Origin of the sequence: Propionivibrio sp., from assembly GCF_041441355.1 — a bacterium.
GTDB lineage: Bacteria > Pseudomonadota > Gammaproteobacteria > Burkholderiales > Rhodocyclaceae > Propionivibrio.
In genome coordinates this window covers 14,162-30,917 of sequence record NZ_JASDTF010000007.1, presented here as the reverse complement: position 1 = coordinate 30,917, position 16,756 = coordinate 14,162, and the positions used below count along the sequence as shown (strand labels likewise).

General features: G+C 63.3%; 14 protein-coding genes. All 14 read left to right on the top strand.

All coding sequences use genetic code 11. The features are described from left to right. On the top strand, window positions 1-2,398 hold a 2,398-nt coding region (gene gyrA / locus QMB55_RS02925), incomplete at its 5' end, for a DNA gyrase subunit A (RefSeq protein ID WP_497587164.1). Window positions 2,399-2,412: 14 nt separating this feature from the next. Next, entirely contained in the window at window positions 2,413-3,504 is a 1,092-nt protein-coding gene (pheA, locus tag QMB55_RS02920; protein ID WP_497587163.1) for a prephenate dehydratase, read from the top strand. Between the two features lie 32 nt (window positions 3,505-3,536). Further along, window positions 3,537-4,625: a histidinol-phosphate transaminase gene (gene hisC / locus QMB55_RS02915; protein ID WP_497587162.1), complete on the top strand. Its 1,089-nt coding sequence runs from the start codon at window positions 3,537-3,539 to the stop codon at window positions 4,623-4,625. Window positions 4,626-4,642: 17 nt separating this feature from the next. After that, window positions 4,643-5,521: a prephenate dehydrogenase gene (locus QMB55_RS02910; RefSeq protein ID WP_497587161.1), complete on the top strand. Its 879-nt coding sequence runs from the start codon at window positions 4,643-4,645 to the stop codon at window positions 5,519-5,521. Continuing rightward, a complete protein-coding gene (locus QMB55_RS02905; protein ID WP_497587160.1) occupies window positions 5,522-7,489 on the top strand; it encodes a bifunctional 3-phosphoshikimate 1-carboxyvinyltransferase/cytidylate kinase in 1,968 nt (655 codons plus the stop codon). 160 nt (window positions 7,490-7,649) lie between these two features. Next, window positions 7,650-9,341 carry a 30S ribosomal protein S1 gene (gene rpsA, locus QMB55_RS02900; protein ID WP_497587159.1) on the top strand — a complete coding sequence of 564 codons (1,692 nt, stop codon included), beginning with the start codon at window positions 7,650-7,652 and terminating at the stop codon, window positions 9,339-9,341. A gap of 9 nt (window positions 9,342-9,350) precedes the next feature. Next, window positions 9,351-9,644 carry an integration host factor subunit beta gene (locus QMB55_RS02895; protein WP_497587158.1) on the top strand — a complete coding sequence of 98 codons (294 nt, stop codon included), beginning with the start codon at window positions 9,351-9,353 and terminating at the stop codon, window positions 9,642-9,644. Window positions 9,645-9,718: 74 nt separating this feature from the next. Beyond that, window positions 9,719-10,045 carry a LapA family protein gene (locus QMB55_RS02890; protein WP_497587157.1) on the top strand — a complete coding sequence of 109 codons (327 nt, stop codon included), beginning with the start codon at window positions 9,719-9,721 and terminating at the stop codon, window positions 10,043-10,045. After that, window positions 10,045-11,211 carry a lipopolysaccharide assembly protein LapB gene (lapB, locus tag QMB55_RS02885; RefSeq protein WP_497587165.1) on the top strand — a complete coding sequence of 389 codons (1,167 nt, stop codon included), beginning with the start codon at window positions 10,045-10,047 and terminating at the stop codon, window positions 11,209-11,211. The genes QMB55_RS02890 and lapB overlap by 1 nt, the downstream gene beginning before the upstream one ends. A gap of 34 nt (window positions 11,212-11,245) precedes the next feature. Continuing rightward, a complete protein-coding gene (gene rfaE1, locus QMB55_RS02880; protein WP_497587156.1) occupies window positions 11,246-12,187 on the top strand; it encodes a D-glycero-beta-D-manno-heptose-7-phosphate kinase in 942 nt (313 codons plus the stop codon). Between the two features lie 137 nt (window positions 12,188-12,324). Beyond that, window positions 12,325-13,320 carry an ADP-glyceromanno-heptose 6-epimerase gene (rfaD, locus tag QMB55_RS02875; protein WP_497587155.1) on the top strand — a complete coding sequence of 332 codons (996 nt, stop codon included), beginning with the start codon at window positions 12,325-12,327 and terminating at the stop codon, window positions 13,318-13,320. Further along, complete coding sequence (gene cysM / locus QMB55_RS02870) at window positions 13,313-14,212, top strand: cysteine synthase CysM (protein ID WP_497587154.1); 900 nt, start codon at window positions 13,313-13,315, stop codon at window positions 14,210-14,212. The genes rfaD and cysM overlap by 8 nt, the downstream gene beginning before the upstream one ends. A gap of 99 nt (window positions 14,213-14,311) precedes the next feature. Further along, window positions 14,312-15,100, top strand: coding sequence for a 3'-5' exonuclease (locus QMB55_RS02865; RefSeq protein ID WP_497587153.1), 789 nt, complete (start codon window positions 14,312-14,314; stop codon window positions 15,098-15,100). A 39-nt stretch (window positions 15,101-15,139) separates the two neighbouring features. Beyond that, a complete protein-coding gene (locus tag QMB55_RS02860; RefSeq protein WP_497587152.1) occupies window positions 15,140-16,750 on the top strand; it encodes an NAD+ synthase in 1,611 nt (536 codons plus the stop codon). The last annotated feature ends 6 nt before the right edge of the window (window positions 16,751-16,756 follow it).

Below are 16,756 nucleotides of genomic sequence, written 5' to 3'. Positions count from 1 at the left end.
CCATCCGCACGGCGATATCGCGGTCTACGACACGATCGTGCGGATGGCGCAGGATTTTTCCTTGCGCTACATGCTGGTCGATGGGCAGGGTAACTTCGGCTCGGTCGATGGCGACAACGCCGCTGCGATGCGTTACACCGAAGTGCGCATGGCGCGCATCGGGCACGATCTGCTGGCCGACATCGACAAGGAAACCGTCGATTTCGGGCCGAACTACGACGGCTCCGAGCAAGAACCGCTGATCCTGCCGGCGCGTATTCCGAACCTCCTGATCAACGGTTCGTCGGGCATCGCCGTCGGGATGGCGACGAACATCCCGCCGCACAACCTGAACGAAGTTGTCGATGCCTGTCTGGCGCTGGTGCGTCACCCGGAGATGAGCGTCGATGAGCTGATCGAGATTGTTCCCGCACCGGATTTCCCGACCGCCGGGATCATTTACGGCGTCAGTGGTGTGCATGAGGGGTACCGTACCGGCCGCGGGCGCGTGGTGATGCGTGCCAAGACGCACTTTGAGCCGATCAAGGGTAGCGCCGACCGACAGGCGATCATCGTTGACGAACTGCCCTATCAGGTTAACAAGCGTACGCTGCTCGAGAAAATCAGCGAGCTTGTTAACGAGAAGCGCATCGAGGGCATTTCCGACCTGCGCGACGAGTCGGACAAGTCCGGCATGCGCGTGGTCATCGAGTTGAAGCGCGGCGAGATGCCCGAGGTCGTCCTCAACTGCCTGTATAAGCAGACGCAGTTGCAAGACACCTTCGGCATGAACATGGTGGCGCTGGTCGACGGTCAGCCGCGCCTACTCAACCTGAAGCAGATGCTCGAGTGCTTCCTCTCGCACCGGCGCGAGGTCATTACCCGGCGCACGGTGTACGAACTGCGCAAGGCGCGCGAGCGGGCGCACATTCAAGAAGGTTTGGCGGTGGCGCTCGACAATGTCGACGAAATCATCGCCCTGATCAAAGCCTCGCCGACGCCGGCCGATGCGCGGCGTGGGCTGATGGGCAAGCTGTGGACTTCGGCCACGGTGGCCCAGATGCTGCAGCGCGCAACGCTCGATGCGACGCGTCCGGAAGGGCTGGGCATGGAGTATGGCCTGTCGCGTAATGGCTACCTGCTCTCCGAGGCGCAGGCGCAGGCGATCCTCGAACTGCGCCTGCAGCGCCTGACCGGCCTTGAGCGCGACAAGATCGTCGCCGACTTCGCCGAGTTGCTGGAGAAGATTGCCGACCTGATGGACATCCTCGCCCGACCGGAACGGATCAGCGAGATCATCTGCGAGGAACTCGAAGCCATTCGCGCCCAGTTCGGCGACAAGCGTCGTTCGGAGATCGAACTCCACACCCAGGATCTGGGCATCGAGGACTTCATCGCGCCGCAGGACATGGTGGTGACGCTCTCGCATAGCGGCTACATCAAGGCCCAACCGCTGACCGACTACCGCGCGCAGCGGCGTGGCGGGCGCGGCAAGCAGGCCGCGGCGATCAAGGATGACGATTTTGTCGATCACCTCTTTGTCGCCAATACGCACGACTACATCCTGTGCTTCTCGAACCGCGGTCGCGTCTATTGGCTCAAGGTCTACGAAGTGCCGCAGGGCTCGCGCAGCAGTCGCGGCAAGCCCATCGTCAACATGTTCCCGCTCGAGGAGGGTGAGAAGGTCAACGCCATTCTCTCGGTCAAGGAGTTCGTCGAAGACCGCTTCATCTTCATGTGCACCGCGCAAGGCACAGTGAAGAAAACGCCGCTGTCCGACTTCTCCAATCCGCGCAAAGCTGGAATCATCGCGGTAGCGCTTGATGAGGGCGACTACCTGATCGGCGCCGAGATCACCAATGGAACGCAGGACATCGTGCTGGTTTCCGATGCTGGAAAAGCCGTGTGGTTCGACGAGGAAGACGTGCGCGGCATGGGCCGTACAGCGCGTGGTGTGCGTGGCATGAAGCTCGGCGAAGGGCAGCAGGTGTTGTCGCTGCTCGTCGCCGACGACCATCAGCAGACCGTGCTGGTGGCCACTGAGAACGGTTACGGCAAGCGAACCGTGCTCGCCGACTTCCGTCACTCCGGTCGTGGCACCCAGGGCGTCATCGCCATCGCTGCCAGCGAACGCAACGGCAAGGTCGTGGCGGCGCGCCTCGTCACCGATGAAGATGAAGTCATGCTGATCACCACCGGTGGGGTGTTGATCCGAACCCGGGTGCGCGAGATCCGCGAACTTGGGCGTGCGACCCAGGGCGTGACGTTGATTTCGCTCGATGCCGGGGAAAAGCTGGCCGGCATGGAGAAGGTGGTTGAGAGCGAAGACGACAGCGACGGCGAGAGTGATTTGGAGCTTGGCGACGAGCACGCGGCGGACGCGGGTGGCGAGGGCGAAGCGCCGTCGGGCGAAGCCTGAAAGCGGAGCGGACGATGAGCGAGGATTTGAAGGGTAGCCTGCAACCGGTGCGGGCCGAGATCGACGACATCGACGCTCAGCTCGTCGAGCTGCTCAATCGTCGTGCGCGCTGTGCGCAGCGTGTCGGCGAGATCAAGGCCAGGCATGGCGAAGCCGGTTTCATTTATCGTCCGGAACGCGAGGCACAGGTCTTGCGCCGTTTGCAGTCGATCAACCCCGGGCCGCTTTCGAACGAGAGCGTGACCTGGTTCTTCCGCGAGGTGATGTCGGCCTGCCTGTCGCTGGAGCGGCCGCTGGCGATCGCCTTCCTCGGGCCGCTCGGGACGTTTTCCGAAAGCGCCGCGACCAAGCATTTCGGCCATGCCGCTCACTTGGTGCCGCAGCAGTCGATCGACGACGTGTTCCGCGAAGTCGAGGCCGGACATGCCGATTATGCTGTGGTGCCGATCGAGAATTCGACCGAAGGCGCGATCGGGCGCACGCTCGATCTGCTGATGACCACGCCGCTCAAGATCTGTGGCGAAGTGGTGTTGCGCATTCACCAGCACCTGCTGTCGAAGGGTGCTGCGCTCGACACGATCACCAAAGTGTATTCACACGCCCAGTCGCTGGCCCAATGTCACGAATGGCTCAATCGCGTCCTGCCCAATGCTCAACGCATTCCCATGGGCAGCAATGCCCAGGCCGCGCAGGCCGCGGCGGGCGAGCCTGGGGCGGCGGCGATTGCCGGTGAAGCCGCTGCCGAGCGTTACCAGTTGCCGGTGCTCGCGGCGAACATCGAGGACGAGCCGAACAACACCACGCGTTTCGTTGTGCTCGGGCGGCAGGACACCGGTCCGTCGGGGCGTGACAAGACCTCGCTGATCATGTCGGCGCACAACCGTACGGGGGCGCTGGCCGGCTTGCTGGCGCCGATCTCGGAAGGCGGCGTGTCGATGACCCGCCTCGAATCGCGTCCTGCACGCCATACGCTGTGGGAGTACGTTTTCTTCGTCGATATCGAAGGGCATCGCGAGGACGAAAAAGTGGCCGCCGCCTTGGCTGAACTCGAGCGGCGTGCCGCTTACCTCAAGGTGCTGGGCTCGTACCCGCAGACCGTTTACTGATCGTATCCACCCACCTTCAGCGAGAACCGAACATGAGTCTTTGTGACTTTGGCATGCCTTATGTGCGCGCCATCACGCCTTACCAGCCGGGCAAGCCGATCACCCAACTGGCCCGCGAGATGGGGCTTCCGGTCGAGCGTATCGTCAAGCTGGCCTCCAACGAAAATCCGCTCGGCATGAGTCCGAAGGCGCGCGCCGCGCTGGAGCAGGCGTTGAACTCGCTGGAGCGTTATCCGGACGACTTCGAGCTCAAGCATGCGCTGGCGCAACACACCGGTCTGGGCATGGAGCGCATCGTGCTCGGCAACGGCTCGAACGACGTGCTCGATATCCTGGCGCGTGTTTTTCTGGCGCCCGGGCGCTCTGCGGTCTTCTCGCAGCACGCCTTCGCCGTCTATCCGCTGGCGACACTGTCGGCCGGCGGTGAGCCGATCGCCGTTCCCGCCAAGGATTTCGGCCATGATCTCGAGGCCATGTGCGCCGCGATCCGTCCCGATACGCGCGTCGTGTGGCTCGCCAACCCAAATAATCCGACCGGCACTTTCCTGCCCTATCCGCAGCTCAAGGCCTTTCTGCAACGCGTGCCGCAGGACGTGGTGGTCGTGCTCGACGAGGCGTACAACGAATACATCCCGCCGGCCGAGCGCGTCGATACGGCCGCCTGGTTGGCCGACTTCCCCAACCTTGTCCTGACCCGGACCTTCTCCAAAATTTATGGTCTGGCCGGCCTGCGCATCGGTTATGCGCTGGCTTCCGCCGATATTTCCGATCTGATGAACCGCGTCCGTCAGCCGTTCAACTGCAACAATCTGGCCTTGGCCGCTGCGGTGGCGGCGCTCGACGACCACGCGTTCGTGGCGCAGAGCTATGCCCTTAACCGTGCTGGCATGGAGCAAATTGTCGCAACCTTGAAGCGTTTTGGTCTGTCGCACATCCCGTCGCATGGCAATTTCGTCACCTTCAAGGCCGGCGATGCGGCGACAGTGAATCGAAAACTGCTCGAACAAGGGGTCATCGTGCGTCCGATCGGTGGCTACGGCATGCCCGAGTGGCTGCGCGTGACGATCGGCCGCGAGGGCGAAAACACGCGCTTCGCAGAGGCGCTGGAACGCGCATTGTGACGGGCGGGGCCGATGCCGTGACGCCCGAATTCGGCAAAGTCGTCATTTTTGGCGTCGGGCTGATCGGCGGTTCGTTTGCGTTGGGGCTCAAGGCGGCCGGTCAGGTCGAGGAGGTCGTCGGCTTCGGGCGTAGCCTGGGTTCGCTGACCCAGGCGCTGGATCTGGGCATCATCGACCGTGTCGGCGCCAATCCCTGTCAGGAAGTCGTCGAGGCGGACCTTGTCCTTCTAGCGACGCCGGTCGGGCAAATGCCTGAGATCATGGCCCGCATCGCCCCTTATCTGGGAGCGCAGACGCTGGTCACCGACGGCGGCAGCACCAAGTGCGACGTGGTGGCTGCGGCGCGCGAGCATTTCGGCGACAAGGTCGCCTGTTTTGTTCCCGCGCACCCGATCGCCGGCGCCGAGAACAGTGGTGCAGCCGCGGCGCGCGCCGACCTGTACCGTGAGAAAAAAGTCGTGCTGACGCCGTTGCCCGAGAATCGGATACTCGACGTGGCGCGGGTGCGTTCGGCCTGGGAATGGTGCGGTGCCCAGGTGCATGAATTGCAGCCGGACGAGCATGACCGCGTCTTCGCGGCGGTGAGCCATCTGCCGCACCTCCTGTCGTTCGCGCTGGTGCATGACCTCGCGGTGCGGGATAGCAGCGAACAGTTTTTTACGTTCGCCGCGAGCGGGTTTCGCGACTTCACCCGCATTGCCGCCAGTCACCCGGAGATGTGGCGCGACATCTGTCTGGCCAATCGTACGGCCTTGCTCGAAGAACTCGACCGTTATCGCGCCCAGCTCGACGATCTGCGTGCCGCGCTGGCGCGCTCCGACGGTACGGCGCTGGAAGAAACCTTCAGCGTGGCGCGGCAGGCCCGCCGCGCCTGGGCCGACGGAAAACTCAAGTAAATGAAAATGACTGCTTCCGAACACCTTCCTTTCATTGACCTGCCGGCGCTGCTCTCGGCGCGTGGTACGGTGCGCCTGCCAGGTTCAAAGAGCATTTCCAATCGCGTGCTGTTGCTCGCCGCGCTCGCCGCGGGCGAGACCGAGCTGCGCGACGTTCTCGTTTCCGACGACACGGCGCGCATGCTCGATGCCTTGCAGGCGCTGGGTGTCGGCGTTGATCGTTCGACGCCGGGTGTGGTTCGGGTGCGTGGCCTGGGGGGCGTCCCTAAGGTCAAGCAGGGGGAGTTGTTCCTCGGTAACGCCGGGACGGCGTTTCGTTCCTTGACTGCCGTTCTCGCCCTCTCGGGCGGCGACTATCGCTTGAGTGGGGTGCCGCGCATGCACGAGCGGCCCATTGGCGATCTCGTCGACGCCTTGCGTCAGGTTGGAGCCGAAATCGACTACCTCGGCAACGAAGGTTTTCCGCCCTTGCGTCTGCGTCCGGGCGTGCTGCGTTCTGGCAGTGTGGTTCAAGTGCGCGGCGATGTCTCCAGTCAGTTCCTCACCGGTCTCCTGATCGCCTTGCCGCTGACCGGCGTGGCGACCACCGTCGAGGTTGTCGGAGAGTTGATCTCGCGCCCGTACATCGAGATCACGCTGGGCGCAATGGCCCGTTTCGGCGTGATCGTCGAGCGCGAAGGGGGGCAGCGCTTTCATGTGCCGGCCGGCGCGGTGTACCGGTCGCCGGGCGTCTATGCGGTCGAGGGCGATGCCTCGTCAGCCTCGTATTTTCTGGCCCTTGGCGCGCTGGGCGGCGGACCGTTGCGTGTCGAAGGCGTCGGTCGCGACTCGCTGCAGGGCGACGTGTGCTTTGCCGATGCGCTGGCGGCCATGGGGGCGCATCTGACGCTCGGGCCGGACTGGATCGAAGCGGCGGCGCCAGAAGGGCGGCGCCTCAAAGCGGTCGATCTCGACTGCAACCACATTCCCGATGCGGCGATGACGCTGGCAACTGCAGCCCTGTTTGCCGAAGGCACGACCACCTTGCGCAACATCGCCAGTTGGCGGGTCAAGGAAACCGATCGCATCGCGGCGATGGCCTGCGAGCTGCGCAAGCTCGGAGCAACGGTGGAGGAAGGGGCTGACTTCATCCGTGTCACACCGCCGACGGCTTTTGCTGCGCCCGCGGCAGGGATCGACACCTACGACGATCATCGCGTCGCCATGTGCTTTTCGCTCGCGGCCTTTGCCGGAGCGGTGCGCATTAACGATCCCGGCTGCGTGGCCAAGACTTTCCCTGATTACTTTGCCCGCTTTGCCGAGGTCAGCGAGGCGGTGCCGGTGATTGCCATCGACGGGCCTTCTGCATCGGGCAAAGGGACGGTTGCGGCGCGTGTCGCTGCGGCGCTCGGCTGGCATTACCTCGATTCCGGCGCCTTGTACCGGCTGACCGCCTTGGCGGCGGAACGGGCTGGCGTTGCCTGGGATGACGAAGTGGCCGTGGCGCGCATCGCCGGGGCGCTGGATGTCGAATTCGGCGAGGGCACGATTCGCCTCGCGGGCGAAGAGGTGGACGACGCCATCCGTCGCGAGGAAATCTCGCTCGGGGCCTCGAAGGTCGCGGCCTTGCCTGCGGTGCGCACGGCGCTGTTGTTTCGGCAGCGGGCGTTCCGTCGCGCTCCCGGGTTGGTGGCCGATGGGCGTGACATGGCCTCGGTGGTTTTTCCCGACGCACGCTGCAAGGTGTTTTTGACGGCGAGCGTCGAGGTGCGGGCGGAGAGGCGGTATAAGCAGTTGATCGAAAAAGGAATCGCTGCTAACATCACGGCTATTTTGCTGGATTTGCGCGCGCGCGACGAGCGCGACAGTCAGCGCAGCGTGGCGCCTTTGCAGCAAAACGAAGATGCCGAGCTTCTCGAGACGTCAGCTTTGACCATTGCCCAGGCGGTGGAGCAGGTGCTGGCCTGGAACGCTCGACGTCCTCGCTGATGGATGGTCTGGCATTTGCCGGTCATCCGGGTGTTGTCCGCCGATGATTCGATCCGCCGTCCCTCGGGGCGGGCGGGCGGTTTTTTTCTTCCGCCTGGATTGAAGCCCGGCGGGCAGCGTTAATCAACGTTTCCCGCAGTCATGCGGTTAGGTACTCCCTATGTCAACCAACATGCAAGAAAGCTTTGCCGATCTCTTCGAAGCCAGCCTCACGCGCCAGGAAATGCGCCAAGGCGAGGTCATCACCGCCGAGATCGTGCGCATCGACCAGAATTTCGTGGTCGTCAATGCCGGCCTGAAGTCCGAAAGCTACATCGATCGTGACGAATTCCTCAACGACCAGGGCGACCTCGAAGTCCAGGTCGGTGATTTTGTCCAGGTCGCCATCGAACAGCTTGAGAACGGCTTCGGCGAAACCCGCCTCTCGCGCGAACGCGCCAAGCGTGTCGCGGCCTGGAACTACCTGGAGAACGCGCTCAACGACGGCTCCCTGGTTACCGGCACGATCACCGGCAAGGTCAAGGGTGGTCTGACCGTCATGGCCAACGGCGTGCGCGCCTTCCTGCCCGGCTCGCTGGTCGATATGCGTCCGGTCAAGGACACCACGCCGTACGAAGGCAAGACCTTCGAATTCAAAGTCATCAAGCTCGACCGCAAGCGCAACAACGTTGTCGTCTCGCGTCGTGCCGTGCTCGAAGCCAGCGCCGGTGAAGAGCGCGAAGCGCTGCTCGCCAACCTCAAGGAAGGCAGCGTGGTCAAGGGCGTCGTCAAGAACATCACCGACTACGGCGCATTCGTCGACCTCGGTGGCATCGACGGTCTGCTGCACATCACCGACCTGGCCTGGCGCCGCGTTCGTCATCCGTCGGAAGTGCTGGCGGTCGGCGACGAAGTCCAAGCCAAGATCCTCAAGTTCGACCAGGACAAGAACCGCGTTTCGCTCGGCCTCAAGCAGCTCGGCGAAGATCCGTGGGTCGGCATCGCTCGCCGCTACCCGCAGAGCACCCGTCTGTTCGGTAAGGTCACCAATCTGACCGACTACGGCGCTTTCGTCGAAATCGAGCAGGGCATCGAAGGCCTGGTGCACGTTTCGGAAATGGACTGGACGAACAAGAACGTTCATCCGTCGAAGGTCGTCCAGCTCGGCGACGAAGTCGAAGTCATGATCCTCGAGATCGACGAAGAGCGTCGCCGCATCTCGCTGGGCATGAAGCAGTGCGCGGCCAATCCGTGGGACGACTTCGCCATGAACCACAAGAAGGGCGACAAGGTCCGCGGCGCGATCAAGTCGATCACCGACTTCGGCGTGTTCATCGGCCTGCCGGGCGGCATTGACGGCCTCGTGCACCTCTCCGACCTGTCGTGGTCGGTGGCGGGCGAGGAAGCCATCCGCAACTTCAAGAAGGGCGACGAAGTCGAAGCCGTGGTTCTGGCCATCGACACCGAGAAGGAGCGCATCTCGCTGGGCATCAAGCAGCTGGATGGCGACCCCTATGCCAACTTCATCGCCACGCACGAGAAGAACGCCATCGTCAAGGGCACCGTCAAGTCGGTGGATGCTCGTGGCGCAGTGGTGACCCTCGACGGCGACATGGAAGGCTACCTGCGTGCTTCCGAAGTCTCGCGCGAGCGCATCGACGACCTGACCAAGGTGTACAAGGAAGGCGACGCGATCGAAGCCATGATCATCAACATCGACCGCAAGTCGCGTTCGATCAACCTGTCGATCAAGGCCAAGGATCAAGCCGAACAGAACGAAGCCATGCAGAAGTTCGCTGCTGAAAGCAACGTCAGTTCGGGTACGACTAACCTTGGAGCGCTGCTGAAGGCCAAGCTGAACAGCTCGCAATAAGGTTAGAGCATGACCAAATCAGATCTGATCGCGCGACTGGCCGAGCGTTTCCCGCAGCTGGTCGCGAAGGATGCCGATTTTGCGGTCAAGATGATTCTCGATGCGATGTCCGATGCCTTGGCAAAGGGCGACCGCATCGAGATTCGCGGGTTCGGCAGTTTTTCGCTGAACTACCGGCCGCCGCGCGTTGGTCGCAATCCGAAGTCCGGCGACAAGGTGAGTGTGCCCGAAAAATGGGTGCCTCATTTCAAGGCCGGCAAGGAGTTGCGCGAACGCGTCGACACCGCGCACAAATCGGTCTGAGTGAAGAAGCTGTGCTAAAGTAAGCCCGGGCGGCAACGTGAGTTGCCGCCCTTTTCGTTACCAGGGAGAAGAATGTGCGTGTCATCCTGTGGATTTTGCGGATCGCGATATTCGTTTTTCTGCTGGTGTTTGCGCTCAAAAACACTGAACTCGTGACCGTCCGCTTCTTCTTCGAAGCGGCTTGGCAGGCGCCCTTGGTCATGATCGTGCTGGCGTTTTTCGCTGGCGGTGTGGCGCTCGGCGCCTTGCTGCTGCTCGGGACCTTGTTCGGGCTGCGGCGCGAGGTGGCGCGCTTGAGGCGCGCGCTCAAAGACAATCAGGCGCAGGTGCCGGCCGTCGAAGTGCTGGTTCCGGACGAGGTCACCGCGCTTGCGCAGACGGGTAACGCCGAGAAAAAATGATCGAATTCGAATACTGGCTGCTGCTGCTTTTCCCGCTGTTTTTCGTGCTCGGCTGGGCGGCGGCGCGCATCGACATCCGCCATTTGGTCAAGGAATCGCGCAGTTTGCCGCGTTCCTATTTCCAAGGGCTCAATTTCCTGCTCAACGAACAACCCGATCGGGCCATCGAAGCCTTCGTCGATGCGGTGAAGGTCGATCCGCAGACGGTCGAGTTGCATTTCGCGCTGGGCAGCCTGTTCCGGCGGCGAGGCGAAACCGAGCGCGCCATCCGCATGCACCAGTCGCTGGTCGACCGCGATGATCTGGCCAGCGATCTCAAGCTGCAGGCGCTGGCCGAGCTGGGTCAGGACTACCTCAAAGCCGGTCTGCTCGACCGTGCAGAGGAGGTCTACACCAAACTGCGCGGCACGGCCCTTGACGAAGAAGCCAAACGCAACCTGCTGGAAATTTTCCAGCTGGAAAAAGACTGGGCCAAGGCCATCAAGATCGCTGAGGAATTGCCCGACATCGCGACCCACAAGGAAATCGCCGAGTACCACTGCGAGTTGGCTGCCACTGAAATGATGCGCGCCCGGCCCGAGGCTGCGGCCGAGTACCTGCGCCTCGCGCTTGAGCGCAACCGCAAGTGCGTGCGCGCCAGTTTGCTGCTCGGCGACATGGCCGCCGGGCAGGAACGCTACGACGATGCCATTACCAGCTGGCAGCGCATCGAACAGCAGGATCCAGCCTACTTGGCGCTGGTCGCACAGCGTTTGCTTGAGGCCTTCCGCAAGCAGGATCGTCGCGATGCGGGGCTGCTCCTGTTGCGTGGCTATCTTGAGCGCTACCCTTCGCTTGACCTGCTCGATGTGGTCTTCCAGTTGGTGCTCGAAAGCGAGGGCGTGGACGCCGCGTATGCGCTGGTGCGCGACGAACTCAAGCGCAACCCGACGCTGCTCGGCTTCGACAAATTGATCGAAGCGCGCTTGCTGATTGCGCCGCCCGAAGCGCGGGGTGACCTTGAACTCGCCAAGAGCATCGTGCAAGGCTATACGCGCCGCCTGGCACGTTACCGGTGCGATAATTGCGGCTTCAAGGCGCGCCAGTTCTACTGGCGTTGTCCGGCCTGTGGCGGTTGGGAGACGTACTCGCCTAAGCGCACCGAAGAATTCGACCTGACGCCCTGAGCGCAGGCGATAACGACAATACATGGAAACAGCAATGCAACTCGGAGATCTTTTCGGCGTCCGCCTGCTTATCGTCGGCGACGTGATGCTCGACCGTTACTGGTTCGGCGACGTGTCGCGCATTTCACCCGAGGCGCCGGTGCCGGTGGTCAAGGTGGAGCGCTGCGAAGAGCGTCCCGGCGGCGCGGCCAACGTGGCGCGCAACGCCGCGGCGCTCGGTGCCCGCGTTTCGCTGCTGGCGCTGGTCGGCGACGACGAGGCTGGCGTCAGCCTGCAACGCCTTGCCGCCGAGGGCGGCGTGGATGCCAGCCTGCACGTCGATCCGGCGGTCAACACCACCGTCAAGCTGCGGGTCATTGGCCGCCAGCAGCAATTGCTGCGCATCGACTTCGAAACCATGCCTTCGCACGAGGCCTTGCGCGCCAAGTTGGCCGAATTCACCGCGCGGCTCAAGGACTGCGATGCGGTCGTGTTTTCCGATTACGGCAAAGGCGGGCTGACCCACATCGCCGAGATGATCGCGCTGGCGCGTGCCGCCGACAAGATCGTGCTGGTCGACCCGAAGGGCGATGATTACTCGGCCTATGCCGGGGCGACGGTGATTACCCCCAACCGCTCCGAAATGCGCGAGGTGGTCGGGAAGTGGAAGGGCGAGGACGACCTCGAGCAACGCGCGCACGAACTGCGCCGCAAACTGGCCCTGGAGGCCCTGCTGGTGACCCGCAGCGAAGAGGGAATGACCCTCTTCTCCTCGGCTGGGCGCCTGCACGAGCAGACGGTCGCGCGCGAGGTGTACGACGTTTCCGGTGCCGGCGACACGGTGATCGCTACGCTGGCCGTGATGCTTGCGCATGGTGTAGATTGGGCGCAGGCCATCCACGTCGCCAACGTCGCTGCGGGTGTCGTGGTCGGCAAGCTCGGTACGGCCGTCGCCACGCGCGACGAAATCAACGCCGTTCTTGCCGAGCGCGATTGAGCGTCAGGGCGGGAAGAGGGTTCGGACAGAACAGACCAGACATGAGCGCCAGTGTTTTCGGCATGGCAATGCCGTCGGTGCGGGGCGAGACCCGCACGCCGAAACCGGCGACTTAAACGCGACAGGAGAAACCGTCCATGTATTACATCGTTACCGGGGCCGCGGGCTTCATCGGCGCCAACCTCGTCAAGGCGCTCAACGAGCGCGGCATCACCCGCATCATCGCCGTCGACAACCTCGCGCGCGCGGACAAGTTCAAGAACCTCGTCGATTGCGAAATCGCCGATTACCTCGACAAGGAAGACTTCATCGAGCGTCTGCTGACCGGCTGTTTCGACGGCGATGTGGCGGCGATCTTCCATCAAGGCGCCTGCTCCGACACGATGGAGACCGACGGCCACTACATGATGGAGAACAACTACCGTTACTCCGTCGGCATGCTCGACTGGTGTCTTGAGCAGGGCGTGCAATTCCTTTACGCCTCGAGCGCGGCGACGTACGGCGGTGGCGATCGTTTCGTCGAGTCGCGCGAATGCGAAGCGCCGCTCAACGTCTATGGCTATTCGAAGTTCCTCTTCGACCAAATCGTTCGTCAGCGGTTGCCCGAAGCCGGTTCGCAGGTCGTTGGCTTCCGTTACTTCAACGTGTACGGGCCGCGCGAGTCGCACAAGGGCCGGATGGCCTCGGTGGCCTTCCACCACTTCAACCAATTCCGGGACGCCGGCAAGGTCAAGCTCTTCGAGGGCTGCGATGGCTACGGCAACGGCGAACAGAAGCGCGACTTCGTTTACGTGGGCGATGTCGCCAAGGTCAATCTCTACTTCCTCGATCACCCTGAAAAATCCGGCATCTTCAACCTCGGAACCGGGCGGGCGCAGAGCTTCAACGAGCTGGCGGTGGCCAACGCCAACGCCGGGCGGGGGCTCAAAGGTCTGCCACCGCTGGCGCTCGACGAACTGGTTCGGCAGGGCATCATCGAGTACATCCCCTTCCCCGAGGCGCTCAAAGGCAAGTACCAGAGCTTCACCCAGGCCGACCTCACGAAGCTGCGCGCGGCCGGTTACGACGCGCCTTTCCTGGACGTCGAGCAGGGCGTCGGCCAGTACGTGCAGTGGCTGAACCAACGTGTATAAGACACTCGAAGATTACGTCGGCGGTACGCCGCTGGTGCGCCTGCAGCGCCTTCCGGGCCGCGCGGTCGAAGCGCGCGGGAATGTCGTGCTGGCCAAGCTTGAAGGCAACAACCCCGCCGGTTCGGTGAAGGATCGGCCGGCACTGTCGATGATCCGCAATGCCGAAGCGCGCGGCGAAATCCGCCCCGGTGACACGCTGATCGAGGCGACCTCGGGCAACACCGGCATCGCCCTGGCGATGGCTGCCGCGATCCGTGGCTACCGCATGATTCTCGTTATGCCCGAGAACCAAAGCATCGAGCGGCGCCAGACGATGCGCGCCTACGGTGCGGAACTGATCCTTACCCCTCAGGACGGGGGCATGGAGTTGGCACGCGATGTGGCAGAGAAGATGCGCGAGGCCGGCAAGGGGGTGATCCTCGACCAGTTCGCCAACCCCGACAATCCGCTGGCGCATTTTTCGGGCACCGGACCGGAGATCTGGCGCGAGACCGAAGGGCGGGTGACGCACTTTGTTTCCAGCATGGGCACCACCGGCACGATCATGGGCACTTCGCGTTACCTCAAGGCCCAGAATCCTGCGCTCTGCATCGTCGGTTGTCAGCCCGAAGCGGGCTCGCAGATTCCGGGCATCCGCAAGTGGCCCGAGGCCTACCTGCCGAAAATCTATCAGGCCGAATGCGTCGACCGGCTCGAATACGTGAGTCAGCAGGAAGCCGAGGAGATGACCCGGCGCCTGGCCCGGGAAGAAGGCATTTTTGCCGGCATCTCCTCGGGCGGTGCGCTGGCCGTGGCTTTGCGCCTGGCGGCTGAAGTCGAGAACGCGACGATCGTGACCATCGTTTGCGACCGCGGCGACCGCTACCTCTCGACCGGCGTCTTTCCTGCCTGATTCTTTCACTTATCCTGCGCCCGGTACCATGGCGAACCCGATGAACGCTCTTTTGTCGCGATCGGCGCCATCTCGCCTTACGGGTACCGCTGTATTTCCATGACTCCCGTCCTCGTCTTCGACATCGAGACCATCCCCGACGTGCCCGGCCTGCGCCGGCTGCACGGCATCGACGCCACGCTTTCCGACAGCGAAGTCGCCGAGATGGCTTTCCAGCAGCGCCGTGCCCAGAACGGCAGCGACTTCCTGCAGCATCACCTGCAGCGCATCGTGGTGATTTCCTGCGCCCTACGTGCCGGCAAGGATTTGCGGGTCTTTTCCCTGTGCGAGCCGGAGTTCGGCGAAGGCGAGATCATCCAGCGCTTCTTCGACGGCATCGAGAAATTCACCCCGCAGCTCGTTTCCTGGAACGGCGGTGGTTTCGACCTGCCGGTGCTGCATTACCGCGGGCTGATCCACGGCGTGACCGCACCGCGCTACTGGGACCTCGGCGACGGTGACTACGCCGACAGCCGCGACTTCAAGTGGAACAACTACATCAGCCGCTACCACACCCGCCACCTCGACCTGATGGACCTGATGGCGCTTTACCAGCCGCGTGCCAACGCGCCGCTCGACGACCTGGCCAAACTGGCTGGTTTTCCGGGCAAGCTCGGGATGGATGGCGGCAAGGTGTGGGACGGCTGGCAGGCTGGCGAGATCGCCGGGATTCGCGATTATTGTGAAACCGATGTCATGAACACCTACCTTGTCTCACTGCGTTTCCGTCTCATGCGCGGCGAGCTTTCGCGCGCCGAATACACCCAGGAAATCGAATTTGTGCGCGGTGAACTGGCCCGCTTGGACAAGCCACACTGGCACGAATTTCTGGCCGCCTGGCCGCTCTAACGGCGGATACAGCCGTTCTTCCGAACCCGCGAGCAGATCATGTCCCTGAAAATCGCCATTGCCCAGATCAATGCCACGGTCGGCGACCTCGCCGGCAATGCCGCCCACATCCTCGATTTTGCTCGTCGCGCCGAGGTGCTCGGCGCCGACTTGGTGCTGACCCCCGAACTTGCCTTGTGCGGCTATCCGCCCGAGGATTTGCTGTTGCGTGCTGATTTTCACGCCGCCTGTGCGCGCGAGATCGATGCCCTGGCTGCCGCCGTCCCCGGGATTGCCGTGCTGGTCGGGCACCCCTTGCAGCGCGACGGCCATCTCTACAACGCCGCTACGCTGCTGCGTGACGGCAAGCGGGTCGCGACCTACTGCAAGCAGCGTCTGCCCAACTACGAGGTCTTCGACGAGGCGCGCTACTTCACGCCCGGCGAAGCCTCCTGCGTGGTGAATCTCAACGGCTTTCGTTGCGGCATCAATATTTGTGCCGACATCTGGGAGCGCGGCGCCGTTGAGCGTGCGCGCGGCTTGGGCGCCGAGCTGATGCTGGTGCTCAACGCTTCGCCCTATCACCTCGGCAAGCAGGCCCGGCGCGCGCAGGTCCTGCGCGAGCGGGTGGCCGCGACGCAGATCCCGGCGGTCTATGCCAACCTAGTCGGCGGCCAAGATGAACTGGTGTTCGACGGTTCGTCTTTCGCGCTTGGTGCGCAAGGCGAACTGCGTTGCCTGTTGCCGAGTTTCGAGGAGGCACTCGAGATCATCGAGTTTACGCGCGGCGATCTGCAGCCGGCGCTCGTGGCGCCCGTGCAGGCCCCGGAGGCCGAGGTCTATCAGGCGCTGGTGCTCGGCGTGCGCGACTACCTGGGCAAAAATGGTTTCCCTGGCGCGATCATCGGCCTTTCGGGCGGCATCGATTCGGCCTTGACCCTGTGCATCGCGGTCGATGCGTTAGGGGCCGACAAGGTGCGGGCAGTGATGATGCCTTCGCCTTATACCGCGCAGATCAGCCTCGACGACGCGCGCGATATGGCCGGGCGACTCGGCGTGCGTTACGACGAAATTCCCATCGAGCCGGCGATGAACACTTTCGCCGCCTTGCTGGAAAAAGAGTTCGCCGGCTTGCCGGCCGACACCACTGAGGAGAACCTGCAGGCGCGCATCCGCGGCATGCTGCTCATGGCGCTGTCGAACAAGAGCGGTGCGCTGGTGCTGACCACCGGCAACAAGTCCGAGATCGCGGTTGGCTACTGCACGCTCTACGGCGACATGGCCGGCGGTTTTGCGGTGATCAAGGACATCGCCAAGACTCTGGTGTATCGGCTGTCGAACTGGCGCAACGGCATCTCGCCGGTGATCCCCGAACGCATCATCACCCGTGCGCCCTCGGCCGAACTCAAGCCCGGGCAGACCGACCAGGACAGCCTGCCGCCCTACGAAGTGCTCGACGCAATCGTCGAGGCGTGCATGGAGCAGGACCTGTCGCCGCGCGAAATCGTCGCCAAAGGCTATGCCGAGGCCGACGTGCGACGCGTGGTGCGCCTTCTGCGTATCAGCGAATACAAGCGCCGTCAGGCGCCGGTCGGCATCCGCGTCACGCCGCGGGGCTTTGGCAAGGATTGGCGCTATCCGATCACCAACCGCTACGCCGACCCGTTCTGAGCGGCG